The following is a 23,815-nucleotide window of genomic DNA, read 5'->3' on the forward strand; positions in this document are numbered from 1 at the left end:
CTCCCCTGACCCGCAGCGCGTGTGCTTTCTGCTGCGTGTGAAATCCGAACATCTCGCCGAGTACCGGGCCCGCCACGCGCGGGTGTGGCCCGACATGCTCCGGGCCCTGCGCGAGACGGGCTGGCACAACTACTCGCTGTTCCTGCGGGAGGACGGCCTCCTGGTCGGCTATTTCGAGACGCCGGACCTCCGGGCGGCACAGGACGGGATGCGGGGGCGCGAGGTCAACGCGCGCTGGCAGGCCGAGATGGCGCCCTTCTTCGAGGCCCTGGACGGGAAGAACCCGGACGAGGGCTTCTTGCGGCTGGAGGAGGTGTTCCACCTTGACTGACCGGCCCATCCTGGCCCTGCACCACGCCAGCAAAGCGTTCGGGCCCGTGCGGGCGCTCGTGGACGTCAGCCTGGAACTCTTCGGCGGGGAGGCGCACGCCCTGCTCGGCGAGAACGGGGCGGGCAAGAGCACCCTGGTCAAGATTCTGGCGGGCGTCCACCGCGCCGACGGGGGAGAGCTGCTCGTGGACGGCCAGCCGCGCACCTTCCACAACCCGGCGGGGGCGCGGGACGCGGGCGTCGCCATCATCTACCAGGAGCCCACCCTCTTTCCGGACCTGACCGTCGCCGAGAACGTCCTGATGGGCCGCCAGCCGCTGCGGGGCGGGCGGATCGACCGGGCGGCCATGCTCTCCAGGGTCGGCGAGATCCTGCGGGACCTCGGCGTGCCGCTCGATCCGGGGCGCCCGGTGCGCGGGCTCTCCATCGCCGACCAGCAGATCGTGGAGATCGCCAAGGCCCTCTCTTTCCAGGCGCGCGTGCTGATCATGGACGAGCCCACCGCCGCCCTCACCGGGCAGGAGACCGAGCGGCTCTTCCGGGTCGTCCGCACCCTGCGGGCGCGCGGCGCGGCCGTGCTGTTCATCACGCACCGGCTGGAGGAGGCCTTCGCGGAGTGCCAGCGGTTCACGATCATGCGCGACGGCCGCCGGGTGAGTTCGGGCCCCGCCGCCGGGTACACCGTCGACTCGGTGGTGCGCGGCATGGTCGGGCGCGACGTCAGCGAGCTGTACCCCAAGCTCGACGTGACGCCGGGCGAGGTGGCCCTGGAGGTGCGGGACCTCACCCGGCGCGGCGTGTTCCGGGGCGTGAGCTTCGAGGTGCGCCGGGGCGAGATCGTCGGGCTCGCCGGGCTCGTCGGGGCGGGCCGCAGCGAGGTCGCCCGCGCGATCTTCGGGATCGACCCGCGCGACGGCGGGGAGGTGCGGGTGCGGGGCCGGGCGATTCCCGCCGCAGACACCCTCGCCGCCATGAGCGCGGGGATTGGCCTCGTGCCGGAGGACCGCCGCCAGCAGGGCCTGGTGATGAACCTGTCCATCGAGCGCAACGCGACCCTCGCCGTCCTGGGTCGGCTGCGGCGCGGCCTCCTCATGAACCGGGCGGCGGAGGAGCAGACCGCGAGCGACTGGACGAGCAGGCTGCGGCTCAAGGCGCACCGCCTGACCGACCCCGTGAGCACCCTGTCGGGCGGCAACCAGCAGAAGGTCGTGCTCGCCAAGTGGCTCGCCACCGGCCCCACGGTCCTGATCGTGGACGAGCCGACGCGCGGGGTGGACGTGGGCGCCAAGGCGGAGGTGCACCGCACGCTCGCCGAACTCGCCGCCGGGGGTCTCGCCGTCGTGATGATCTCCTCCGACCTGCCCGAGGTGCTCGGCATGGCCGACCGCGTCCTGGTGATGCGCGAGGGCGAGGTGGTGGGCGAGCTTGCCCGGCGGGACGCCTCCGAGGAGGCCGTGATGTACCTGGCGACCGGCCAGGGGGCGGCGGGCGTGCGGGTCGCGGTGGGGAGCGTGGCGGGATGACCGGGCTCTCGACGTCCTCCACGGCGGTGCCCGGGTCCGCCAACCTGCTGACCCGGCTGTTCCGTGCCCGGGAGGCCAGCTTGATCCTGATCCTGCTGGCCCTGATCGCGGTGACCGCCGCCGTCAACCCCCGCTTCCTGAGCGCGCAGAGCCTGCGCGACCTGGCGCTGAACGTCTCCATCGTGGCGCTCGTGGTCGTCGGGCAGACGCTCGTGCTCCTGATGAGGCACGTGGACCTCAGCGTGAGCAGCGTCCTGGGCCTGACCGCGTTCCTCTCGGGGTCGCTGTTCGTCGCCCACCCGGGGATGCCGGTCTGGCTCGCCTTCCTCGCGGGGCTGGGGATCGGGGCGGTGCTCGGGGCGGTGAACGGCCTGCTCGTCGCCTACGGTGGGGTGCCCGCGCTCGTCGCCACGCTCGGGACGCTGTACGTGTTTCGCGGGCTCGACTACGCCGTCGTCCACGGGGGGCAGATCACCGCCTCGAACCTTCCCCCGGCGTTCAGCGCCTTCGCCAGCGGCTCGGTCCTCGGCGTGCCGTCCCTCGTGCTGCTCGTCCTCGCCGTGATGGTGGGCTTCGGCGTCTACCTGCGCTCGTACCGCTCCGGGCGGGAGTACTACGCGGTCGGCTCCAACGTCGAGGCCGCCCGGCTGGCGGGGATCGACGTGGACCGCCGGGTCCTGACGGGCTTCGTCCTCTCGGGGGCCATCGCGGGGCTCGCGGGCGTGCTGTACCTCGCCCGCTTCGGGACGGTGGACGCCGCCGCCGGGACCGGCCTGGAACTCCAGGTGATCGCGGCGGCCGTCGTGGGCGGCGTGGCGATCACAGGGGGCGTGGGCACGGTCGCCGGGGCGGGCATCGGCGCCCTGCTGCTCGGCGTGATCGGCAGCGCCCTCGTCGCGCTGCGGGCCCCGGCTTTCTGGCAGCAGGCCATCCAGGGCGCGCTGCTGCTGCTCGCCATCAGCGTCGACATCGTTCTCGCACGCCGCGCCGCCCGCAGGGTGCAGGAAAGGAGCCACAGGTGAGCCTGCCGCCAAGCGCCCCGGGAAGGCCCGCCCGCAGCCCCCTGGGCTGGGACGCCACCATCATCGCCCTCGTCGTCCTGGCGCTGGGACTGGGGTCCAGGCTCTCGGACGCCTTTCTCACCGGGGCGAACCTCTCGAACCTCTCGGCAAATCTGGTGGAGGTCGCCCTGATCTCCCTCACGATGACGCTGATCATCATCGCGGCGGAGATCGACCTGTCCGTTGCGTCCACCCTCGGCGTGTGCTCCGCCCTGCTCGGCGTGCTGTGGGCCGCGCACGTCCCGATGGGGCTGGCGATTCTCCTGACCCTCGGCCTCGGGGCGCTCGCGGGCTTTTTCAACGGCTGGCTGGTGACTCGCCTGGGGCTGCCCTCGCTCGCGGTCACCATCGGCACGCTCGCCCTGTACCGGGGCCTGGCCTACGCGCTGCTGGGGGACCGGGCGGTGGCGGATTTTCCCCCCTTCTGGACCAACCTGGGGTTCGGGCTGGTTCCCGGCACGCAGATTCCGATTCCCCTCGTGGCCTTCGTGGTCCTCGCCGTCATCACCGCCGTGGCCCTGCACGCCACCCCGTTCGGGCGGTCGCTGTACGCCATCGGCGCGAACGAGGTCGCCGCGCGCTTCGCGGGGCTGCGGGTCGAACGGACCAAGCTGCTTTTGTTCATCCTCTCGGGCCTGATGAGCGCCTTCGCGGCGGTGGTGTACACCTTCCGCTTCTCCAGCGCCCGGGCGGACAACGCCGCCGGGCTCGAACTCTCCGTCATCGCGGCGGTGCTGCTGGGCGGCGTGAGCATCTTCGGCGGGCGGGGCAGCGTGGTCGGCGTGATCGCCGCCGTGTTCCTGATCGGAATCATCCAGAACGCGCTCACCCTCGCCGACGTGCCGAACGAGATTCTGACCATCGTCACCGGCCTCCTGCTGATCCTCTCGGTCCTCGGGCCGAACGTCGCCGCGCGCCTGCGGGCGGCCCGCCAGCGGCGGAGCAACCTTACCAGCCCGAAGGGAGGCGCGCCGTGAGCCCCTGACCTCGCCCGCGCACCGTCCACCCGCACCCCGCCCGCCCTTCCATCCACTCCCATTCACCCCGGAGGAACCCATGCACCACCGCAAGCTGATGCTCGCCGCCCTGACCCTGGCCCTGGGGGCCGCCGCCGCCCAGGGCACGATCAAGAAGGGCATCACCATCGCCTTCCTGCCCAAGCAGGTGAACAACCCCTACTTCACGACCGCGTGGAGGGGCGGTCAGGCCGCCATCAAGGAGTTCGCGGGCGTCGGCAAGCAGGTCGGCCCGTCGGACGCGGGCGCGAGCAGTCAGGTGAGCTACATCAACACCCTGCTCGCCCAGCGCCAGAACGCCATCGTGGTGTCCGCCAGCGACCAGAACGCGCTCGTGCCGTACCTGAAGCGCGCGATGCAGCAGGGCGTCAAGGTCGTGACCTACGACAGCGACGTGGCGGCGGGCGGGCGTAACCTCTTCGTCAGCCAGGCGAGCACGGACACCATCGGACGCGACCAGGTGAGGCTCCTCGCCAAGCAGATCGGGAACAAGGGCGAGATCGCCATCCTGTCCGCCACCCCGAACGCGACCAACCAGAACGCCTGGATCGCCGTGATGCAGGACGAGCTGAAAAAGCCCCAGTACAAGGACATAAAGCTCGTCAAGATCGCCTACGGCAACGACGACGACCAGAAGTCCTTTACCGAGATGCAGGGGCTGATGCAGGCCTACCCCAACCTCAGGGGCGTGATCTCCCCGACCACGGTGGGCATCAGCGCCGCCGCCCGCTACCTGTCGGGCAGCCCCTACAAGGGCAAGGTCGCGCTGACCGGGCTGGGCACCCCCAACCAGATGCGCGAGTTCGTGAAGAACGGGACCGTGCAGGGCTTCGCGCTGTGGAACCCGGAGGACCTCGGCTACCTCGCCTCCTACGCGGCGGCGGCCCTCGTGAGCGGGCAGATCGCGGGCAAGGAGGGCGAGAAGTTCGGCGCGGGCAAGCTCGGCCAGCGCACGGTCGGCAAGGACGGGGTGGTCATCCTGGGGCCGCTGACCGTGTTCGACAAGGGCAACATCGACAAGTTCAACTTCTGAACCCTCGCGCCCCCGCGCCCGCCGCCGTCCGGGAGTGGACGGCGGCGGCTTTCCTGCCCCCGGATGGGGAACGGGGGCCAGCGCGGCGGCACGGTCAGCCGGGCCACGAACGGCGGCGGCCCGGAGGGGTATCCCAGGGGGCCGGGAGGATGGGCCTCCCACGTACCGCCCCGACCCCTCCCCCCGAACGGAGCAAGGCCCCATGACCGTGAGCGAACCGCGTTACTCCCTCCTCGACCCCTTCCCCTGGTACGCGGCGATGCGCGAGCGTTCGCCCGTCGTGCGCGACCCCCAGAGCGGCATGTGGCTGGTCTTCCGCTACGCGGACGTGCAGCGCGTCCTGTCCGACTGGAAGAACTTCTCCTCCGAGCGGGGCCGCCCGCGCGGCGGGAATCCCGAGAGCGCGCTCTCGTCGAGCATCATCTCCACCGACCCGCCGAGGCACCGCGCCCTGCGGGCCCTGGTGGAGCAGGCCTTCACCCCGAGACAGGTGCGGGCGCTGGAGCCCCGCATCGCGGAGCTGGTGGACGAACTCCTGGGCAAGGTCGAGCGGACGGGCCGGATGGATTTCGTCCTCGACCTCGCCTATCCGCTTCCCGTCATCGTGATCGCGGAGATTCTGGGCATCCCCGCCTCCGACCGGGACGCCTTCAAACGCTGGTCGGACGCAGTGGTCACGGGCGACATGAGCGGCAGCCGCGAGATGGCGGCCTATTTCGGGCGGCTGATCGAGCGGCGGCGCGCCGACCCCGGCGAGGACCTGATCAGCGGACTGATCGCCGCGCAGGTCGAGGGCGAGCATCTCAGCACCCAGGAGTTGCTGGGCTTCTGCATCCTGCTCCTCGTGGCGGGGAACGAGACGACCACCAACCTCCTCGCCAACACCGTGCTGTGCTGGGAGGACGCGCCGGAGGCGTACGGGCGCGTCGTGGAGGACCAAAGTCTCCTTTCGACCACCATCGAGGAGTCCCTGCGTTTCCGCTCGCCGGTGCAGTCCATGTTCCGCGTGACGGCGCAGGAGGTGGACCTCGGCGGCCAGACGATCCCCGGGGGCAGCCCGGTCCTCGCCTGGATCGGTTCGGCCAACCGCGACGAGGGGCAGTTCGGGGACGCGGCCACCTTCGACCCTGCCCGCACCCAGGGCCGTCACCTCGCCTTCGGGCACGGGGTCCACTTCTGCCTGGGCGCCCCGCTCGCCCGGCTGGAGGCGAGCGTCGCGCTCTCCGCCGTGCTGGACCGCCTGCCGAACCTGCGGGTGGCGCCCGGCACCGTGCTCGACCCCATCCCCAGCCAGATCGTCTCGGGGGTCAAAAGGCTGCCGGTGACCTTCGGGTAGTCAGCCCGTCCGGTAGAGTTCCGCCGCGTTGTCGTGGAGGAGACGGCGGGCGGCCCAGCGCGCCTCCCCCGGGGAGAGGTCGCCCGCCTCCACCGTCTCCCCGAGGGCGCGGGTCAGGGTGGTTCGCCCCGCGCGGGCGGCGAGCCAGTACATCTCGGGCGTTCGCTGGGCGTCGGTGCTGAACAGCACCTTGGTCACAGGCGTGAGGTGCAGGCTCTCGTGCCAGGCGGTCACCATCCCGTGCGTGCTCGTGTAGGGGATGGTGAGCCCCACGTCCAGCCACGCCCCCGGGTACACGCTGGCGAGGTAGCCCGCCTCGCGGACGAATGGATAGCAGTGCAGCATGACGACGTTCAGGCCGCGCAACTCCGGGTCTTCGAGCAGGGCGCGCAGGTGCAGCGGGTTGGCGAGGCGCAGGTCGAGGTCGGGGTCGCCGTAGCCGGTGTGGAACTGGACGGGCAGGCCGTGCCGCAGCCCGGCGCGCAGGGCCGCGTGCAGCGTGGCGTCGAGGAGGGCCTTGCGGTTGAGGCGGGGCGTCCTGTCCGGCGGCGTCTCGCGCAGCAGGGCGTCGAGATCGCGCTGCACGTCGGGCCATTCCGGGCGTTTAACATCGAGCCCCGTGCGGTAGGCGGCGATGCTCTTGAGGGCGACGAGCCCCGGGGCCAGGGCGTCGAAGTGGGCCTCCACGCGCTTCAGGTAAGCCCTCGCGTCCGGCACCTCCCGCAGCAGCCCGGCGGCCTCGGTCTCGATGCGGGCGACCCGGCGGGTGGGAAGCAGGGTGTTCATCTGCCCCACCGTCAGCAGCCGATCCGGCCAGATGCCGTCGTCCATCAGCAGGAGGGTGATCCCAGTTTCCCGCATGAGCCGGGCGCAGAGGGCCGGGTAGTCCTGCGCCTGCCGCGCCTCACGCACGGCGTCCGGGGTGGGGTCGCAGCCGTACAACTCGGCGAGTTGCCGGATGGACCGGCGGAAGTACAGGTTGTGCGGGACGTGCCGGGCGAGGATGTCCGGGTCGGCGGACTCGGTGAAGTAAGGCTCGATGGGCTCCGCGCGCCACGGCGCCTCGGGAAACAGGCCGTGCGCGTGGTGATCGAGGATAGGGAGGCTGGCGACGTGCTCGCCCAGCGAGTCGGAGGGCATCAATACCGCTCCGCGAGGAGTTCGAGTTCCTCCCCGGGGGAGAGGGGGCTCAGCGCCTCGTGCTCCAGCCGCTTGACCGCCACGTAGGCCCGCAGCCGCGCTTCCCCGAAGGCGGCCCGCACTGCCCCGTCCGCCTCCAGCGCGTCCAGGCTCTCACTCAACGACGCGGGCAGAGGAAACATCCGGGCCGCCGCGCGCTCGGCCTCGCTCAGGAGGGCGGGGTCCACCGTCGCCTCGGGGGGCAGGGACAGGCCGCGCTCCAGGCCGTCGAGCCCCGCCGCCACCACGGCGCCGAGCGCGAGGTAGGGGTTCGCCGTGCCGTCCGCCGCCTTCACCTCGAAACGGGTGACCTGTCCTCCCTGGCGGGTCACCCGCAGGGCGGCCTCCCGGTTGCCCACCCCCCAGGCGCAGTACGCGCCCGCCCAGAAGTGGGGCTTCAAGCGGCGGTAGCCGCCCGGCAGCGGCACGGTCACGGCGGTCAGGGCCGGAAGGTGCACGAGGACGCCCGCCAGGAAGGCGCGGCCCTCGGGGCTCAGGCCGTCCGGGTCGTCCGGGTCCCCCAGCGCGTCCCCGCCCTCGGCGTCCCGCAGCCCCAGGTTGATGTGACACCCGCTTCCCGCCGCCCCCTCGGTGACCTTGGCGAGGAAACAGGCGACGAGGCCGTGCCTGTGCGCCGCCGCGCGGGCCGCCTCCCGGAAGAGAATCTGCCCGTCGGCGGCGTCCACCCCGACCCGGTAGCGCACGGTGAGTTCGATCTGGCCGGGGGCGCTCTCCGGGTAGAGGTGCTCCGGGGTCAGGCCCAGCTCCGTCAGGGCGGCGGTGAGGTCGTGCAGGAACGGGAGGTGCGCGTTGAAGGCCCCGGTCTGCGCGTACACGGTGCGGTCGGCGGGAACGAGGCGCCCCTCCGGGTCCCGGCGCAGCAGAAAGAACTCGTTCTCGAAGGCGGCGGTGAGGGTCAGGCCGTAGGCCTCCAGGCGGCCGAGTTGCCCTCGCAGGAAGTCGCGGGGGCAGTGTTCCCAGGCCCGGCCGTCCTCGCCGCGCAGGTCGCCCAGCACGAGGGCGTGCCCCGGCAGCAGGGCGGTCGTCCGCAGGGTGGTCCCGTCGGGCACGAGGCGCACCTCGCCGACCGGACTCAGGCCGCTGCCCGGCGCGAGCGCGTCGAACATCACGGGCAGGGCCATCTGCGCGGCGGCGAGGCCGATCCCGCCGGGCAGCCCCGCGTCGGGGTCCATCAACCCGACGTGTGCGGCCTTGGCGCGGATCACGTTCGCGTTGTCGCACCAGTGGACCCGCACCCACTGGACGCCCCCGGGGGCGAGGTCGGGCCAGTCGAGGTCGCGCACTCACACCTCCAGCGCCGCGCCCCGCCGCAGCACCCGGGTCAGGACGAGGTAGTAGACGATCCCGACCGCCAGCCAGCCCAGGCCGAGCAGCTTGGTCTCCGTGTTCATGGTGTACAGCACGTAGGCGATGATGACGAACCCGATACCGGGCAGCAGCAGGTGGCTGAAGTAATTCCGCGAGCCCCGCCGCACGAGGAAGTGGTAGATGACCGAGGCGTGCAGGAACAGGAAGCCCGTCAGCGCCCCGAAGTTCACGAGGTTCGTCAGCCGGGCCACGTCGTCGATAAAGGCCAGCGCGACGACGAGCGAGACGAGCACCACGATGAGGATGCTGACGTACGGCGTCTTGAAGGTCGGGTGGACCCGCGCGAGCGGCGCGGGAAGCTGGCGGTCGCGCGCCATCGCGTACAGGATGCGGCTGATCGCGGCCTGCGAGACGAGCGAGTTCGCGACTCCCCACGCGAGCGCGGTCGCCCCGGCCGTGAGCAGGGACAGCCAGCCCCCGCCCGCCACCGCCGCCGCCTCGTAAAAGGCCGTGTCGGGCGACTTGAAGGTCAGCCCCCGGCTCAGGTCGGCGGCCACCCAGGTTTGCAGGATGAAGAGGCCGCCCATCAGGAAGAGCGCGGCGAGCGTGGCGCGGCCCACCGTGTTCCGGCGGCGGTCTTTCACCTCCTCGCTGAGGGTGCTGATCGCGTCGAAGCCCAGAAAGCTCAGCGCGGCGACCGAGACGGCGGCCCCGACGAGCGCGGGCGTGACCACCCCCGGCTGGTACAGCGGCGCGAGCGTGAGGCGCCCGGCCCCCGCCCCGCTGTACAGGGCGATCAGCCCGACCAGCAGGAAGGCGAACAGCACCGTCAGCTCCAGCACCAGAAAGACCCGGTTGGTGCGGGCCGTCAGCTCCACCCCGCGCAGGTTGATGGCGGCCCCGATCAGGAGGAAGCCGACCACCCACGCCGCCCGGGGCACGCCGGGAAAGAGGGGCGAGAGGGCCGCCGCGCTCACGACGTACAGCAGGGCGGGAATCAGGATGTAGTCGAGCAGGATTAGCCACCCCGCGAAGAAGCCCGCCGCCTGCCCGATTCCGCGCTGGGCGTAGGCGTACACCGAGCCGCTCACCGGGAAGTCGCGCGACATCGCCCGGTAGCTCATCGCCGTGAAGAACATGGCGACCATGCCGATCAGGTAGGCGAGCGCCACCATCCCCTTGCTCGCGCCGAACACGTACCCGAAGATGCCGAAGGGGGCAATCGGCACCATGAAGATCATCCCGTAGACGAGCAGGTCCCAGAAGGACAGCGCCCGCCGGAGTTCCTGCCGGTACCCGAACTCCTCGACGCCCACCCGCTCGTCGGCCGGGAGGGGCGCCCCGCCCACGCCCTCGGTGCTCACGGCGTCCCCCAGATCGGCTCCACCCCGAGCTGCGCCAGAAGGTCCAGCCCCAGCTCGAAGCGGCAGGTCTTGAGGGGGTCCACGACCTGGCTGATCTGGAGGTTCCCGGCGGCGCTCAGCAGGCCGATGGCGTCCGCCCGGGAGAGGCCCGCCTCGGCCTGGAGGAACGCGCTCATATGCTTCGTCGCCAGGGTGGCGGCCTCGTCGAGCGTCAGGGCGCTGGCGACCGTGTAGAGGTGGGTGGCCGTCTGCACCATCGGCAGGGGCCAGGGGCAGGCGGGGACGACGCTTACCCGCAGGGTCACCTCGCCGGGCACCTCCAGCCCGCAGACGCTGACCTCGCCGTCACCCATCCCCGCGTGCAGGTCGCCGAGGGCCAGCAGGGCGCCCTCCACGTTCACCGGCAGGAAGAGGGTGCTCCCCGCCCGGATGACGGTGGTGTCCATGTTGCCGCCGTGGGGGCCGGGGGTGCCGTTGGGGACGGGCGTGTCTGCCGGAGCGGTTCCGATCACGCCGATCATCGGGCGTAGGGGCAGCCTCACCCCGCTCACGGTCACCTGCCCGTCCTCGACCGGGAAGACGCGGACGGTGGGGCGGTCGAGCGCGTCGCCCTCCACGCCGAGCCCCGGGCCCGTCACCATCACCGCCTGGGGACCGACCCGGATGTCGAGGATTTCGATGGCGAGGGCGTCGCCGGGCCGCGCGCCCTCCACGTAGACCGGGCCGGTCGCGGGGTTGATGCGGTTCCAGTCGAGCGCGGTGAACTCGGCCCCGGCGTCCTGAATCTGGTCCTCGAAGCAGTCGCGCGTCTGGAAGACCAGCAGACTGCCGCCCGGCACGCGCAGGGCGGGCGGGTTGGCGGGGTCCATCGCGTAGACGAGGTGGTCGCGTGGCACGGTATACGTCGTCATCCGTCTCTCCTGTCTGTGTAGAGGGAAAGGGGTGGGCCGCCGGGGTCTGCGCCGCAATATCCGCGCTCCGAATTTCGATGCGCCCTTATAGCACGTCTGCCGCGATGGAGGCCGCCTCCCGGGACCCCTGGCCCGACCTCTTCCCCGTTCATTTTTGAACTACCGATAATACCTCTTAAACCAAGAACAAACGGGGGAGAGCGGGCGGGAGCTTCGGGTATCCTGGCGACGGAGGCGAGGATGGCGACGAGGCGAGGGGGCAAGCGCGGGGGTCGAGGGCGGGGCGTGGGCGTGCCCGGGAGAAAGGGCCAGCGGCCGGACGAGCCCAGCCGTTCACCCGCGCCGAGCGAGAGTCTGGTGGGGGCCTTCGACGCCCTCGCCACGGTCGATGCCGACTTTCTCCCCGAGGGACGGCAGCAGGGCGAGGGGCAGGAGCGTGAGGCATTCTGAGTCGGCGGCGCGCGGCGGCGGGTCCCGGACCCGCCCGTGAGGAACTGGAGCCGGAGGTGTCGCTCGTTCCCCGGACCGACGCCACCGCCCCCGATCCCATCGGGCTCGTCCTCGACTCGGTCACCTCGCCGCTCACGAAGAAGGCCTACGGCAAGGCGCTCACCGACTTCCTCGCGTGGTGGGAGGCGCAGGGGCGCCCGCCGCTCTCGAAGGCGGTGGTTCAGCGGTACGTCGCGCTGCTGGTGGAGCGGGGGCTCTCGCCGTCGAGCGTGAACGTGCGGCTCGCGGCCATCCGCAAGCTCGTGCGCGAGGCGGCGGACAACGGGCTGCTGGGCGCCTTCGAGGCGGAGGCCATCGCGCGGGTGAAGGGGATCAAACGCCAGGGCCGTCGCTCGGGGACGTGGCTCAGTAAGAGCCAGGCACAGGAACTGCTGCTCGCCCCCGACGTGACGACCCTGCGCGGGCTGCGCGACCGGGCGCTGCTCGCCGTGCTGCTGGGGTGCGGGCTGCGGCGCTCGGAACTCGTGGGGTTGACCTTCGCCCACCTCGCGCGGCGCGAGGGGCGCTGGGTGGTGCTCGACCTGACGGGCAAGCACGAGCGCACCCGCACGGTGCCGATGCCGGGCTGGTGCAAGGCCGCCGTGGACGCCTGGACGCGGGCGGCCGGGCTCTCGACCGGGCACGTCTTCCGGCCGACCGCGCCGCGCGGGGAGAAGGTGCTCGCCCGCCAGCGGCTCTCGCACGAGGCCGTGGCGCTGATCGTGCGCAAGTACGGCCGCCTCCTCGGGCACGCGGACCTCACGCCCGAGGACCTGGAGGGGATCAGGCTCGCGCCCCACGACCTGCGGCGGACCTTCGCCAAGCTCGCGCACCGGGGGGGCGCCCCCATCGACCAGATTCAGCTCTCGCTGGGGCACGCGAGCGTCCAGACCACCGAGGTCTACCTGGGGGTCGAGCAGGATCTCGGCGAGGCGCCGGGGGACGTGCTGGGGCTGTCACTCAGGAGGGAGTGAGGGGCGGGTGGGAGAACCGGGGCGTCTCCCCCATTACCCCGCCCGCCGCGCGACGACCTTGAGGCCGACGACGCTGCCGGGCTGGGCCTCGCGCAGCAGCTCGGTAACCTCCCAGACCTCCTCGGCGGGGTCCTGCCAGCGCCAGAGAACCCGGTCGCCGACCCGCACCTGCCACCCGGCCCCGACGGTGATCGTGGCGAAGTGGGGGTCGTCGTGGAGCTTGCGGTGGGCGGCCTGTGGGGGCGGAGCGATTCCCGGCATGGTGGGGTCAGCCTAGGCCCGGGCCTGTCACCGCCGTGTCACATGCGGGGGCTCCCAGGCCCGCGCCCCGCCCGCCGGTCAGGCCGTCCCTGGCCCGCGCGGCTCGAAAGTCGCCCGCAGCCCGTGCCGGGGGCGCAGGGTGATCGCCGCCTCGATCTCGACCGGCGGCTCGGGCAGGACGCGCACCGCGTGGCGGCTGGCAATCGTCGCCAGGAGCAGCGGCGCCTCCATCCGGGCGAAGTTCTCGCCGATACACACGCGCGGGCCGCCGCCGAAGGGGAAAAAGGCGTAACGGGGATTGTGCTTCTCCAGGTCGCCCGCCCAGCGCTCGGGCTGGAACTCCTCCGGCACGTCGTACCACCGGGGGTCATGGTGGACGACCCACTGGCTCATGATCAGGGCGGTGCCCGCCGGGATGAAGAAGCCGCCGAGTTCCATGTCGGTCTTCGCACGGCGGCCCACCGTCCAGACGGGAGGAATCACCCGCATCGCCTCCTGGATGACCCGGTTCGTGTACGTCAGGCGGGGCAGGTCGGCCAGGGTGGGCACCCTCCCGCCGAGTTCGCGGCCCAGTTCCTCGTGCAGTCTCTTCTCGGCCTCGGGGTGGCGGGAGAGCAGCCACCACGCCCAGGTCAGGGTGTTGGCGGTCGTCTCGTGCCCGGCCATGATCAGGTTCTTGGCCTCGTCGAGGAGTTGCTGATCCGTCATCCCGCGCCGCTCGTCGTCCTGGGCGGCGAGCAGGGTCGAGAGGAGGTCGCCCCGGTCCTCCCCGCCCTGGGCCCGGCGCTCGCGGATGATGTCGGCGACGAAGCGGTCGATGCGCGAGGTGGCGTCCTGGAAGGCGGCGAAGGCCCCGGGGTTCTCCTCGCCCCCCCGCAGCGCGGTTCTGAGCACCACGTCCGCCTCGAACATGTCGTTCATCGCCCGCTCGAAGGGCTCGGCGCGCTCGCCCATCTCCAGGTCGAAGAGCGTCTTCGTGATGATGTCGAGGGTGAGGTGCATCATGTCCGAGTGCACGTCGCGCGTCTCACCGGGCCGCACGCCCTCCACGTACCTCCGCGCCGCGTCCACCATCACGGCCCCGTACGCCTGGATGCGCTCGCGGTGGAAGGCGGGCTGCACCATCCGGCGCTGCCGCAGCCAGAAGTCGCCCTCGCTGGTCACCAGGCCGTTGCCGAAGAGCAGCGTGTTGATGGGGACGTTCTGGTAGCCCTTGTCGAAGAGCCGCCCGGTCTGGACGTGGATGAACTCGATAAGTTTGGGGTCGCTCACCAGGCACATCGGGGCGCCCTGCTCGGTCCTGCCGATCAGCACCATGTCGCCGTACGCCCGGGCGAGCACGGGGAGGGTGTCGAGCGGACTCGCGGCCCCCTCGTCCCCGGGTCGGGCCTCGGGCCGGGGCGGGAGCGGCAGGGTGTGCGGGGCGGGGTGGGGCTGGGTCATGGGGCACCTCCGGGCGGCCGGGACCGCACGCCGCCTGACAGGGCCCAGTATCCGAGCCTTTGCTCGCGTTTGCAAGCGGGGCGGGAGGGCTCGGGTCGTGGGGGACGCTCCCGGTGCACGCCGGTCACGTACGGCGACGGGCACGAGCGGGGTACTCCCGGTTCCGGCTTCTGCGCCGACCTCACCATTCGGAGGGACGACCCGCTCCACACTGAGCCTCAAGACCTGCCGGAAATTCCGGTGCGTGGCGCCCTGCTGGCCCGGCCGGGCGTCCGCAGAAAGCGAGTGAGGATGACCACACTGCTCAATGATCCGGTGACCCGCAGCCGCGCGTACTTCGACAGCGAGTGGCGCTCCACCCCCAGGACCTTTTCAGTGATCCACCCCGGCACCCTGGAGAGCATCGGCGCGGTCGCCGACTGCACCCCCGAGGATGCCCGCCGCGCCATCGACGCCGCCGAGGTCGCGCTGAGGGAGTGGCGCCGGGTCAACCCGTACCAGCGCGGCAAGATCCTGCGCCGCTGGCACGACCTGATGTTCGAGCACAAGGAAGAACTCGCCCGCCTGATGACCCTGGAGATGGGCAAACCCATCACCGAGACGCGCGGCGAGGTCGGTTACGCGGCGAGCTTCGTGGAGTGGTGTGCGGAGGAGGCCGGGCGCGTCAGCGGCGAGCGGATCAGTATGCGCTTCGACCACAAGCGCGGCTTCTCGAACGCCGAGCCGGTGGGCATCGTCTACGCCGTGACCCCCTGGAACTTCCCGGCGGGCATGATCACCCGCAAGGCCGCGCCCGCCCTCGCCGCCGGGTGCGTGATGATCCTCAAGCCCGCCGAGCAGAGCCCGATGACGGCCCTGTACCTCGCCGAACTGTGGCTGGAGGCGGGCGGCCCGGCGAATACCTTCCAGGTCCTCCCCACGAGCGACGCCCCGGCCCTCACCGCCCCCTTCATGGAGGACGAACGGGTCCGCAAGCTGACCTTCACGGGCTCCACAGCGGTCGGGCGGCTGCTGTACGGGCAGGCGGCGCGGACCCTCAAGCGCGTCTCCCTCGAACTCGGCGGGCACGCGCCCTTCCTGATCTTCGCGGACGCGGACCTGGAGAGGGCCGCCCGCGAGGTGGTCGGCTCCAAGTTCCGCAACGCCGGGCAGACCTGCATCAGCACCAACCGGGTGTACGTCCAGCGCGAGGTCGCCGGGGAGTTCACCCGCATCCTGACCGAGAAGACGGCGGCCCTCAGGCTCGGCGATCCCTTGCAGGACGACACGGGCGTGGGGCCGGTCGTCGAGCAGGCGGGGCTGGACAAGGTGCGGGCGCACGTCGAGGACGCCCTGAGCCGGGGAGCGCGGGCGACGGTGGGCGGCAGCGTGAAGGAGGGCCTGTACTTCCAGCCCACCGTGCTCGCCGACGTGGCGCCGGGCAGCCTGATCCTGCGGGAGGAGACGTTCGGCCCGGTCGCGCCGGTCGTGGTCTTCGACACGGAGGAGGAGGGGCTGCGGCTGGCGAACGACTCGGAGTACGGGCTGGCCGCCTACGCCTACACCCGCGACCTCTCCCGCGCCTGGCGGGTGGCCGAGGCGCTGGAATACGGCATCGTCGGCATCAACGACGGGGTGCCGAGTGCGGCGAGCCCGCACGTCCCCTTCGGCGGGATGAAAAACAGCGGCGTGGGCCGCGAGGGCGGGCACTGGGGGCTGGAGGAGTACCTGGAGACGAAGTTCATCAGCATGGGGATTTGAGAGCGTCCCCGCAGGCCCTGCGTGAGGTGGGCGCGGGGCCTTCCTGCGGATGCCCGGGCTCAGCCCGCGACAGGGAAGGGGCGCGGCTCAACCAACGCTGTTCTGCCGGGTGCGGCGAGGCGTTCCTACCCGGTGCATGACACCCTTCGCCGCACTGAGGGTGACCATATCTCCTTTCGATCTCCTTTCGATCTCCTTTCGTCGACCGCCCGAACACCGCCGTTCCCTTCACGGAGTGTGCTGAGCTACAGGTTCAAGGAACCCGCAATTCACGCCCGCCTTCCCGGGTTGGCGCCTCCGGTACCGTCGGGCCATGAACGAGACCGTCGCGCTGTGGAACTGGATCGGGTTTGGGGGAATGCTGATCGGTGCGCTCCTGTTCTTTCCGCACACGCGCCGCCCCGTGAGCGAGTACGCGCGGCAGTCGTACCTCGGCCTGTTCCTCGTGCCCCTGATCGCGATGCTGCTGTACCTGATGCTCGCGCTGGGGCAGGGGCGCACGGAGGTCGAGGGGCGCACCGTGTCGTGGATTCGGTACGTCACGTGGATCCTCACGACGCCGCTGCTCCTCAACCAGCTCGCGCGCCTCGTGCGGGCGCCGGGCAGTTTCGTCGCGGCGCTGCTCGTGTCCAACACCCTGATGATCGGCACGGGGGCGCTGGCCGACCTGTCCCCCACTCCCCAGCGGTACGTGTGGTACGGCGTGAGCTGCGCGGCCTTCGTCGCCGTGTTCTTTCTGCTGTACTCCGACTTCACGCGCCGGGCCGGGCAGCACGGCGGCGAGGTCGAGCGGACCTTCCGGCGCCTGCGGGACGTGAACTTCATCCTGTGGCTTGGTTACCCGGTCGTGTGGATTCTGGGCACGTCCGGCGTGCGCGTGCTCGACTCGGGCCTTCAGGCGGCGCTGTACACGCTGCTCGACCTCGCCGCGAAGGTCGGCTTCGGTCTGCTGGTGCTGTCCGGCCGCGACCTCCTGGAGCGTGTCGGAACGGTCGCCACGCAGAACATGGAGTCGGGCCGCCTCGCCTCGTCGGGGGGCGGCAGCGCGTAGAAGGGTCGCCGCCCGGGGGAGGCCCTCGACCCGGAGGTTCCTCCAACCCTCCCCGAGACGCGCTGCCCCGCCGGGAAGTCTCTAGGATGTCGGCGTGACGACGACGTGGCGGGCCCATCGCCGGGTGCTGGGCGTGAGCGGCGACGTGGAGGTGCTCGCCTGCGGACACCGGGTCCCCAGGTACGAGGGGAGCGAGGGGTTCGCCCGCCTGACGGAGCGGGGGTGGCCCGCCTTCCCCCGGCTGAGGGTCTGCCCGGAGTGCCCCGCCGAGGAGACGGTGATCCCGGCGGCCTTCGCGGAGGTGCCCGCTCCCCCGGAGGCCGCCCTGTGGTGGGCGCGGCTGGGCCTGCCGGAGCGCGGCGCGTGGCTGGACCGCCTGGCTCCCGGGGAGGAGGTGCCCCTGCTGCGGTCTCGCGTGGGCCGCACTCCCCTGCCCGACCACGAGCGCGACCGGCTGGGGGAGGTGCTGCGGGCCGCCCAGGCCGAGGCGGCGGAGGTGGGGCTCACCCTGCGGGAACTGTCGAGCTGCTCGGCCGCGCCCCTCCCGGTCCTGGGCGGGTGGGCGCTGACCCGCGCCGCCGCCCGGCGCCACGAGGCCGGGCAGGCGGGGGAAGGGTGAGGGCTCAGCCCGCCTCCGCCCCCTCCCCGGCGGCCAGCACGCGCTCGAAGACGGCGACCACGCGCGGGTCGAACTGGCGCCCGGCCTGGGCGCGCAACTCGGCGAGGGCCTCCTGCGGGGTCCAGGGGGACTTGTAGGGCCGCTCGCTCGTCAGGGCGTCGTACACGTCGACCACCGTGAAGACCCGCGCGAGGAAGGGAATCGCCTCGCCCGCCAGGCCGTCTGGGTAGCCGCCGCCGTCCCAGCGCTCGTGGTGGGCGCGGATGACCTCCAGGGCGGCCTGGGGGAGGGTGCCGAGGCGGGTGGCGATCTCGAAGCCGCGCCGGGGGTGGGCCCGCATGACGGCCCACTCCTCGGGGGTGAGGCGGCCGGGCTTTTGCAAGACCGCGTCGGGCACCGCGAGCTTGCCGATGTCGTGGAGGTAGGCGCCCTGGCGCAGCTCGGCGAGCTGGCGCGGCGGGAGGTCGAGGGCGCGGCCGAGTTCGGTGGCGAGGGAGACGACCCGCTCGGTGTGGCCCGCCGTCTCCGCGTCGCGCGCCTCCAGCACGACGCCGAAGTTCAGCAGGCCCCCCTCGAAGGTGCGGCGGACCTCCTCGTCGCTCCGCTGCCGCAGCAGCAGGAAGCCCAGGTGCAGCGCCACGCCCTCCACCCCGCGCCGCACGTCCGGGGTGATCGCCCGCCACGCGGAGAAGTGGAGCAGCGCGAGCACCCCGACAGGCTGGCCGCCGTCTCCCACGGGCGTCACGACGGCGCTCCTCAGGCCCGACGCGACGAGGGCGGGCAGCGCGCGGGCGTCTCCCGGGTAGTCGGCGGTCCACACGGTCGCGCCCTGAGCGAGAGCCACCCCCGCCAGCCCCGCCCCGTACGGCACGGTGAGGTCGGGCCAGCCGGGGGGCCAACTCCACTCGCCGGGTCGGGCGTTCACGGCCTGCACCTGCAAACCCCCCGCCCCGCGCACGAGGTACACCGCCGCGTCGAAGCCCAGCCAGTCGAGCGCGAGGATAAGGCCCCCCTCCAGCACGGCCTCGGGGGTGGTGAATCTTCGCAGCACCCGGAAGAGGTCCTCGAAGCTGCCCTGCGCCGCGCCCGACGCCCGGGCCGCCGCCGCGTCCTGCTGGGCGCGCTTCTGGTCGTACATGCGCTCGTCGGCGACGGCGAGGGCACGCTCCAGCCCGTCGCCAGAGGCCAGGGGGGCGAGCCCCACCGCGAAGGGGGTGCCGTGCGGGTGGAGGTGGGCGCACGAGGCCGCCACGCGCTCGGCCACCTCGTGCCCGGCGGCCCCATTCAGCCCGGGCAGGATCGCCACGAACTCGTCGCCGCCCCAGCGGGACAGCGCGGCGCCGGGCGGCAGGCCGCGCGTCAGGGTCTGGGCGATCTCCTGGAGGAGGGCGTCCCCCGCCGAGTGGCCGCCCCGGTCGTTGGTAGCCTTGAGGCCGTTCACGTCGAACAGGAGCAGGGTGGCCTCCTGCGGCCCCACCCCCTCCCGCCAGCGCAGCAACCCGAAGCGGTTGAGCAGCCCGGTCAGGGTGTCGCGCTCGGCGGCCTGGGTGAGCGCGCCGGTTAGCCGCTCGGCCCCCCGCCGCGCCGCCGCGTTCCAGCCCAGGATCAGGGCGACGTTGAGGAACACGCACGCGAACTCCACCCACGCCTGCGCGGGCGCCCACCCGCGCCACAGCCCGGCCGCCTGCACGACGGTCAGCAGGGCGAAGGCCCCCACGGTCGTGACCTGCGCGGCCCCCACCCAGCGCGGCATGTACGCGCTGACGGCCGCCAGCCCGCCCACGAGCGCGACGAGCGGCAGCGCGAGCAGCACCCGCAACGCCGCGCCGAGGTGGTCCGGCGCCTCCCCGGCGGGCCGCAGCGCGAGGGTGAGCCCGCCCGAGAGCAGCAGCAGCGCGAGCAGCCCGCCCGCGACCCGCGCCCCCAGGCGAACATTGAGTCCCCCGCCCGGCCCGGCGGGGCCGGTTCGCAGCACGGGGTCGGAGGGGTCGATGATGGCGGGGGCAGGGGCGGAGTGGGTCATGGTGGGCGGGCGTGTTGCTCCCGACAGCGTAAGGGCGTCCCTCTCACACAAGACTGACCGCCCCGCGATGAAGACGGCCCCTGACTTGAGACGAGACGTGAGAGAAGACTATCTCCCGTGTCATCCCAACTCGACGGGCCCATCTTCCGGGCGGCGGAGAAGCTGTTGCGGGGCGCGGGTGTGGAGGAGGGGGAAGCTGCGCCCGCCTGACGGCGAGGGTCAGGTCGGTGCCGCCCCTTCAGCGGATGCTCTGCACCTCCACGCCGACGTTCAGGGCGGTCCAGGCACGGTCGGCGGTGAGGACGGGGGCGCCGAGACGCCGGGCAAGCGCGAGACAGGCCCGGTCCCCCAGGCTGAGCCCCTGGGGGCGTGTGCTGACGCGCAGTTCGGCAGTGATGAGCGCGTCCTCCTCCCCGTGGGGCTCGACGAGCAGGCCCTCGATCCGCAGGTCTCTCGCGGCGGCCCGCACGTCTCCCCCACGCTCGCCCACCTTGCTCAGCACCTCGGCGAAGTTCACGGCGCTGATCCAGGCCTCTCCCCGCAAGGCGGCGTCCACCTGGGCCGCGCCCGGCTCCTGCCTCAGCCACGCGATGACGGCGCTGGCGTCGAGGACGATCACTCCTCCGCCTCACGCCGAGCCGCCTCGCGCCTCTCCTGCAACAGCTCGTCCGTGAGGCTCACGTCCCCGGGCGCCAGCCGGGCACCCAGGGCCAGGAGGCGTGACCGCGCTTCCCCCTTGCGCTCCATGACGATGCGTTCACCGTCCAGGTACACGATGAACTCCCCGCCCTCCGCGCTGTTCAGCCTCTCCCGGATCGGCGCGGGCACAACGACACGTCCCTGGGCATTCATCCTGATGGTGTAGGCACGAGTGGCGCTCATGCTGCCACTCTAACAAGGATCGTGACACGCCCTCGCCAAACGAGGAATGAACGACAAAGGAGAGGTGGGCAGGCAGTCTCCCCTGCTCCCGGTCGAATTCCAACGCGCACGCTGCCCTTCTCCCTTCGGGAGGCGTCCGTCCTCACCCCACCCCGGTTGCCCGGTTCGCGGGGCGGCTCTCCTCGCATGGCCCGGTCCTGGACGCCCATGCGCCACCCGTCCCGGCGGGCTCAGCCCCGAGTTCGGGCCACATGCCAAGCGGCGGCCAGACGGCGGCGGCTCGGGATGTTGGTCACGAACCGCTCGCGGGCGGGCCCGTCCAACGTGCTCGCCTGACGTTCGAGCCACTGCCCGCCCTGCTCAAGCACCCCCGCCGCGCGGGCGTCACCACAGGCCCGCAAGACCTCATAACAGATCAGGTAGGCGGGAGACATGTCGTCGAGGATATTCGAGCCGCCCAGCAGGGGCAGGATGCCCTCGACCAGGGCCAGCGCCCGGCCCCGGTTGTCCCCGGCGAGCGCGACCTCTGCGAGTCCGATGTTCACGGTCAGCCGCTGCCACTCCCGGCTCTCCCGCCCGTCCCGGAGGAGCCCGTGGAGCGCCGCCTCGGCCTCCTCCAGACGGCCCAGGGCCAGCAGCGCCGAGGCTTCGGCGAAGCGGCCGGGCTCGCCTCCCCGCCGCGCCAGTTCCAGGGCCGCCGCCGGATTCCCCTCGTAGAGTTCGACCAGGGCCAACTGGGCGAACGCGTGGTGCTCATAGACCGTGTTCTGGGCGCTGCGGGCGACTTCCGCCGCCTCTTCCAGGTAGGCGCGGGCCCGGGGGTGGTTGCCCAGCATCCGCTCCAGCTCACCCAGGTTCTTGAGCACCGAGCTGGTGTTGAGGGCGCCGCCGAGCGCCCGGGAGATGTCGAGCGCCTGCCCGAAAAGCTCGCGGGCCTGGGCGAATTCCGCCTGCTCCAGGCGGATCGATCCCAGAATCAGCAGGGTCGCCGCCTCCTGAACGCGCTCCCCGATCTGCCGGTAGGCTTCCAGGGCGGCCTGAAGCGGCGCCTCGGCGGCGGCAGGACGACCCTGATTTTGCGCCAGCGCCCCCAGGGCGTAGTTGGCGTGGGCCTCACCCCAGCGGTCCCCCAGACGCCGCGCGCCCGCCAGGCCCTCTTCCAGCAACGCGGCCGCCCGGTCATCCTCCTGCAGGTTGATGGCGCACACCCCCAGGTAGCGGACGGCGATATTCTCCCCGCGCAGGTCGCCGATCTGCCGGTACAGGTCCAGGGCCTGCCGGTAGTAGTCCTGCGCCTGCCGCTTGTCCGCGCCCAGCGAGACCTGACCCAGGTGCCGCAGGGCGTCGGCCTGGGTCTGGCGGTCCCCCCCCGACTGGGCGAGTCGCAGGGCCAGCTCGTGGTGGGCTCTGGCCTCCTGACGTGAGCCCGAGCGGTACAGGGCGCGGCCCCAGGCCAGATGCGCCCCCGCCACCCGCCTCGTCAGGCCCGCCGCCCCGGCCAGGGCCACGGCCCGTTCGGCCGCCGCGACGGCGGCGGGGAAGTCGCCCGTCATATCCGCGTAGCCCGCCCTGCGCAGGGCCGCCTCACCGCGCCTGTCGTCGTCCAGCCCTGCGGCCAGCTCCTCAAACGCCTCCACGTCCCGGAGCTGGGCCTCACGCAGGCCCTGGAGGTCGAGGGTCTGCTCCCGAGCGAGCAGCAGATCGAATCGCCGCGCCGCGTCGGCCTCGGGGGTCAATTCCAGCGCCCGGGTCAGCAGGCGCTCGGCCTCGTGCGGCGCTCCCTGGCGAATCGCCTGCTCCCCGGCCTGCCGGTAGAACTCGGCGGCCCTCTCGTCCTCCCCCGCCCGGTCGTAGTGCCAGGCGAGCAGCACCGGGTCGGGGTGCTCGGCGTAAAGCTCCTCGATGGCCTGGGCCACCTCCCCGTGCAGCATCCGGCGCTCGCCCCTGCCCAGGCCGCCGTAGAGGTAATGCTGGAACAGGGCGTGGGCGAAGCGGTAGCCCGCCAGCACCCGCCGACCTGCCCGGAGGTCACCCCGCTCCTGCACCAGCCCGTGGCGCTGTTCGAGGTCCTGCGAGAGGTCGCGCAGGAGCTGACGGGGCTGCTGCCGCTGCACCCGGGCCACGACCTCGGCGGTAAAGGCCTCGCCCTCCACGCTCGCCACCCGCAGCAGCTCCTGCTGGGACGCCTCCAGGTGCCCCAGGCGCTGCTCGATGACCCCCTCCACCCGGGAGGGCAGGGTGCCGAAATCCAGGCGGGGGCCGGCCACCCAGCCCCCCGCCGGGTCCCGGATCAGGTCGCCCCGCTCCTGCAGGCTGCGCAGCAACTCGACGGTGAAGAGGGGATGCCCCTCGGTGTGCCGCAGCAGAGCCTCGCGGAAGCTGGCGCCGAGGCGGTTGGGCTCGGTGTCCAGCAGGCGGTTCACGAAGTCGCGCCCCTCGGCCTCGCCCGCCGGGAGCCGCACCCACACGTCCCCGGCGTAACGCTTGACCTCGGACAGCACCGGCTCCAGCGGGTGGCGCTCGGTCCCGCGCCGGTACAGTTCACCCTGCCGGTACGTCCCGACCAGCATCACCGAACTCGTCTCCAGACGGCGCGAGAGGTGAAAGAGGAGGTTCACGGAGGCGGCGTCCGCCCAGTGCAGGTCGTCCACCACCACCAGGAGGGGCCGCCCGGCCGCCAGCGCCCGCAGGACGTTGGCGTACTGTTCGAGGAGGTGGTCGGGCTGGACCGGGGCTTGGACGGCGAGCTTGCGCTTCGCCAGCTTCTCCAGCTCGTCGAGCCACCCCGCCTTCTGCGCCAGCGCCTTGCCCGCCTTGGCGACGAGCACGCCGCCCGGGATGATGGTCCCCACCAGGTCGGGCCCGACCTCGATCAGCACCTGGGTGGAGCGGACCAGCCAGTGACGCAGGCGTCCCCCGTCCCCGCGCTCCTCGTCCGCCGCGCGCCCGGCGACCCCGATGAGCGCGGCCAGAATCTCGCGGAAGGGCAGGTAGGGGTCGCCCGCCCCGCTCTGGGCGTTGCAGTTGCCGAAGGCCAGCACGAGGCGCTCGTCCCGGGCCTGCGCCCGGCGGGCGAACTCCTGCACCAGCATGGTCTTGCCGCTGCCCGCCTCGCCCGTGACGAAACACACCTGCCCCTGCCCCGTCAGGGCGCGGGCCAGGAAGCTCTCCAGACGCCCCACCTCGCGTTCCCGCCCCACGAACGGAGGCTCGCTCATGGCCCCGCCTTCCGGGGAACGGCCCGCGCCCGA

The 23,815-nt window shown here is 72.4% G+C and carries 21 protein-coding genes; 11 read left to right on the forward strand and 10 right to left on the reverse strand.

The features are described 5' to 3' along the window. Positions 1–37 precede the first annotated feature (37 nt). The 6 genes from DAETH_RS20195 (at position 38) to DAETH_RS20220 (ending at position 6,299) form a co-directional block, all read left to right on the forward strand. Positions 38–331 (forward strand): L-rhamnose mutarotase, encoded by a 294-nt coding sequence (locus tag DAETH_RS20195; protein WP_264778417.1) that lies wholly within the window; start codon positions 38–40, stop codon positions 329–331. Beyond that, positions 324–1,853 carry a sugar ABC transporter ATP-binding protein gene (locus DAETH_RS20200; protein ID WP_264778418.1) on the forward strand — a complete coding sequence of 510 codons (1,530 nt, stop codon included), beginning with the start codon at positions 324–326 and terminating at the stop codon, positions 1,851–1,853. Before DAETH_RS20195 ends, DAETH_RS20200 begins: the two co-directional genes overlap by 8 nt. Next, the gene (locus tag DAETH_RS20205; RefSeq protein ID WP_264778419.1) at positions 1,850–2,875 is read left to right on the forward strand and encodes an ABC transporter permease; all 1,026 of its coding nucleotides are present in this window, start codon (positions 1,850–1,852) and stop codon (positions 2,873–2,875) included. Before DAETH_RS20200 ends, DAETH_RS20205 begins: the two co-directional genes overlap by 4 nt. After that, the gene (locus tag DAETH_RS20210) at positions 2,872–3,891 is read left to right on the forward strand and encodes an ABC transporter permease (protein ID WP_264778420.1); all 1,020 of its coding nucleotides are present in this window, start codon (positions 2,872–2,874) and stop codon (positions 3,889–3,891) included. Before DAETH_RS20205 ends, DAETH_RS20210 begins: the two co-directional genes overlap by 4 nt. A 79-nt stretch (positions 3,892–3,970) precedes the next feature. Beyond that, positions 3,971–4,963 (forward strand): rhamnose ABC transporter substrate-binding protein, encoded by a 993-nt coding sequence (gene rhaS / locus DAETH_RS20215; RefSeq protein ID WP_264778421.1) that lies wholly within the window; start codon positions 3,971–3,973, stop codon positions 4,961–4,963. A gap of 202 nt (positions 4,964–5,165) precedes the next feature. Beyond that, a complete protein-coding gene (locus DAETH_RS20220) occupies positions 5,166–6,299 on the forward strand; it encodes a cytochrome P450 (RefSeq protein WP_264778422.1) in 1,134 nt (377 codons plus the stop codon). On the opposite strand, the gene DAETH_RS20225 is transcribed toward DAETH_RS20220, so the two are convergent. The 4 genes from DAETH_RS20225 to DAETH_RS20240 are packed head-to-tail and all read right to left on the reverse strand — an operon-like array spanning position 6,300 to position 11,082. Beyond that, positions 6,300–7,439, reverse strand: coding sequence for an amidohydrolase family protein (locus DAETH_RS20225; protein WP_264778423.1), 1,140 nt, complete (start codon positions 7,437–7,439; stop codon positions 6,300–6,302). It lies immediately after the preceding gene. Next, entirely contained in the window at positions 7,439–8,782 is a 1,344-nt protein-coding gene (locus DAETH_RS20230) for a glutamine synthetase family protein (RefSeq protein WP_264778424.1), read from the reverse strand. Before DAETH_RS20230 ends, DAETH_RS20225 begins: the two co-directional genes overlap by 1 nt. After that, positions 8,783–10,123, reverse strand: coding sequence for an APC family permease (locus tag DAETH_RS20235; RefSeq protein ID WP_264778579.1), 1,341 nt, complete (start codon positions 10,121–10,123; stop codon positions 8,783–8,785). A 44-nt stretch (positions 10,124–10,167) separates the two neighbouring features. After that, on the reverse strand, positions 10,168–11,082 hold the full coding sequence (locus DAETH_RS20240) for an acetamidase/formamidase family protein (protein ID WP_264778425.1): 915 nt from the start codon (positions 11,080–11,082) through the stop codon (positions 10,168–10,170). Between the two features lie 240 nt (positions 11,083–11,322). Here DAETH_RS20240 and DAETH_RS20245 point away from each other — a divergent pair, with 240 nt between their 5' ends. Beyond that, positions 11,323–11,532: a hypothetical protein gene (locus DAETH_RS20245; protein ID WP_264778426.1), complete on the forward strand. Its 210-nt coding sequence runs from the start codon at positions 11,323–11,325 to the stop codon at positions 11,530–11,532. Positions 11,533–11,588: 56 nt separating this feature from the next. Then, positions 11,589–12,545 carry a tyrosine-type recombinase/integrase gene (locus tag DAETH_RS20250; RefSeq protein ID WP_264778427.1) on the forward strand — a complete coding sequence of 319 codons (957 nt, stop codon included), beginning with the start codon at positions 11,589–11,591 and terminating at the stop codon, positions 12,543–12,545. Between the two features lie 33 nt (positions 12,546–12,578). On the opposite strand, the gene DAETH_RS20255 is transcribed toward DAETH_RS20250, so the two are convergent. Together DAETH_RS20255 and DAETH_RS20260 are read right to left on the reverse strand one after the other, a co-directional pair. Beyond that, complete coding sequence (locus tag DAETH_RS20255; protein WP_264778428.1) at positions 12,579–12,806, reverse strand: hypothetical protein; 228 nt, start codon at positions 12,804–12,806, stop codon at positions 12,579–12,581. Between the two features lie 78 nt (positions 12,807–12,884). Next, positions 12,885–14,249 carry a cytochrome P450 gene (locus tag DAETH_RS20260; RefSeq protein WP_264778429.1) on the reverse strand — a complete coding sequence of 455 codons (1,365 nt, stop codon included), beginning with the start codon at positions 14,247–14,249 and terminating at the stop codon, positions 12,885–12,887. A 291-nt stretch (positions 14,250–14,540) separates the two neighbouring features. Here DAETH_RS20260 and DAETH_RS20265 point away from each other — a divergent pair, with 291 nt between their 5' ends. From DAETH_RS20265 to DAETH_RS20275, 3 genes are all read left to right on the forward strand, one after another. Further along, positions 14,541–15,989, forward strand: a complete 1,449-nt coding sequence (locus DAETH_RS20265) for an NAD-dependent succinate-semialdehyde dehydrogenase (protein WP_264778430.1) — start codon at positions 14,541–14,543, stop codon at positions 15,987–15,989. 313 nt (positions 15,990–16,302) lie between these two features. After that, the gene (locus tag DAETH_RS20270; RefSeq protein ID WP_264778431.1) at positions 16,303–17,040 is read left to right on the forward strand and encodes a bacteriorhodopsin; all 738 of its coding nucleotides are present in this window, start codon (positions 16,303–16,305) and stop codon (positions 17,038–17,040) included. 94 nt (positions 17,041–17,134) lie between these two features. Next, complete coding sequence (locus DAETH_RS20275; protein WP_264778432.1) at positions 17,135–17,659, forward strand: hypothetical protein; 525 nt, start codon at positions 17,135–17,137, stop codon at positions 17,657–17,659. Positions 17,660–17,663: 4 nt separating this feature from the next. Here DAETH_RS20275 and DAETH_RS20280 read toward each other — a convergent pair whose 3' ends face one another. The 4 genes from DAETH_RS20280 to DAETH_RS20295 all read right to left on the reverse strand — a co-directional run bounded on the left by DAETH_RS20280 (position 17,664) and on the right by DAETH_RS20295 (position 23,782). Then, positions 17,664–19,682: an HD domain-containing phosphohydrolase gene (locus tag DAETH_RS20280; RefSeq protein ID WP_264778433.1), complete on the reverse strand. Its 2,019-nt coding sequence runs from the start codon at positions 19,680–19,682 to the stop codon at positions 17,664–17,666. A gap of 238 nt (positions 19,683–19,920) precedes the next feature. Continuing rightward, positions 19,921–20,301, reverse strand: coding sequence for a type II toxin-antitoxin system VapC family toxin (locus DAETH_RS20285; protein WP_264778434.1), 381 nt, complete (start codon positions 20,299–20,301; stop codon positions 19,921–19,923). Beyond that, a complete protein-coding gene (locus DAETH_RS20290) occupies positions 20,298–20,564 on the reverse strand; it encodes an AbrB/MazE/SpoVT family DNA-binding domain-containing protein (protein ID WP_264778435.1) in 267 nt (88 codons plus the stop codon). The genes DAETH_RS20285 and DAETH_RS20290 overlap by 4 nt, the downstream gene beginning before the upstream one ends. 230 nt (positions 20,565–20,794) lie before the next feature. Then, positions 20,795–23,782: an ATP-binding protein gene (locus DAETH_RS20295; protein ID WP_264778436.1), complete on the reverse strand. Its 2,988-nt coding sequence runs from the start codon at positions 23,780–23,782 to the stop codon at positions 20,795–20,797. Between the last annotated feature and the right edge of the window lie 33 nt (positions 23,783–23,815).

Source organism: Deinococcus aetherius (genome assembly GCF_025997855.1).
GTDB lineage: Bacteria > Deinococcota > Deinococci > Deinococcales > Deinococcaceae > Deinococcus > Deinococcus aetherius.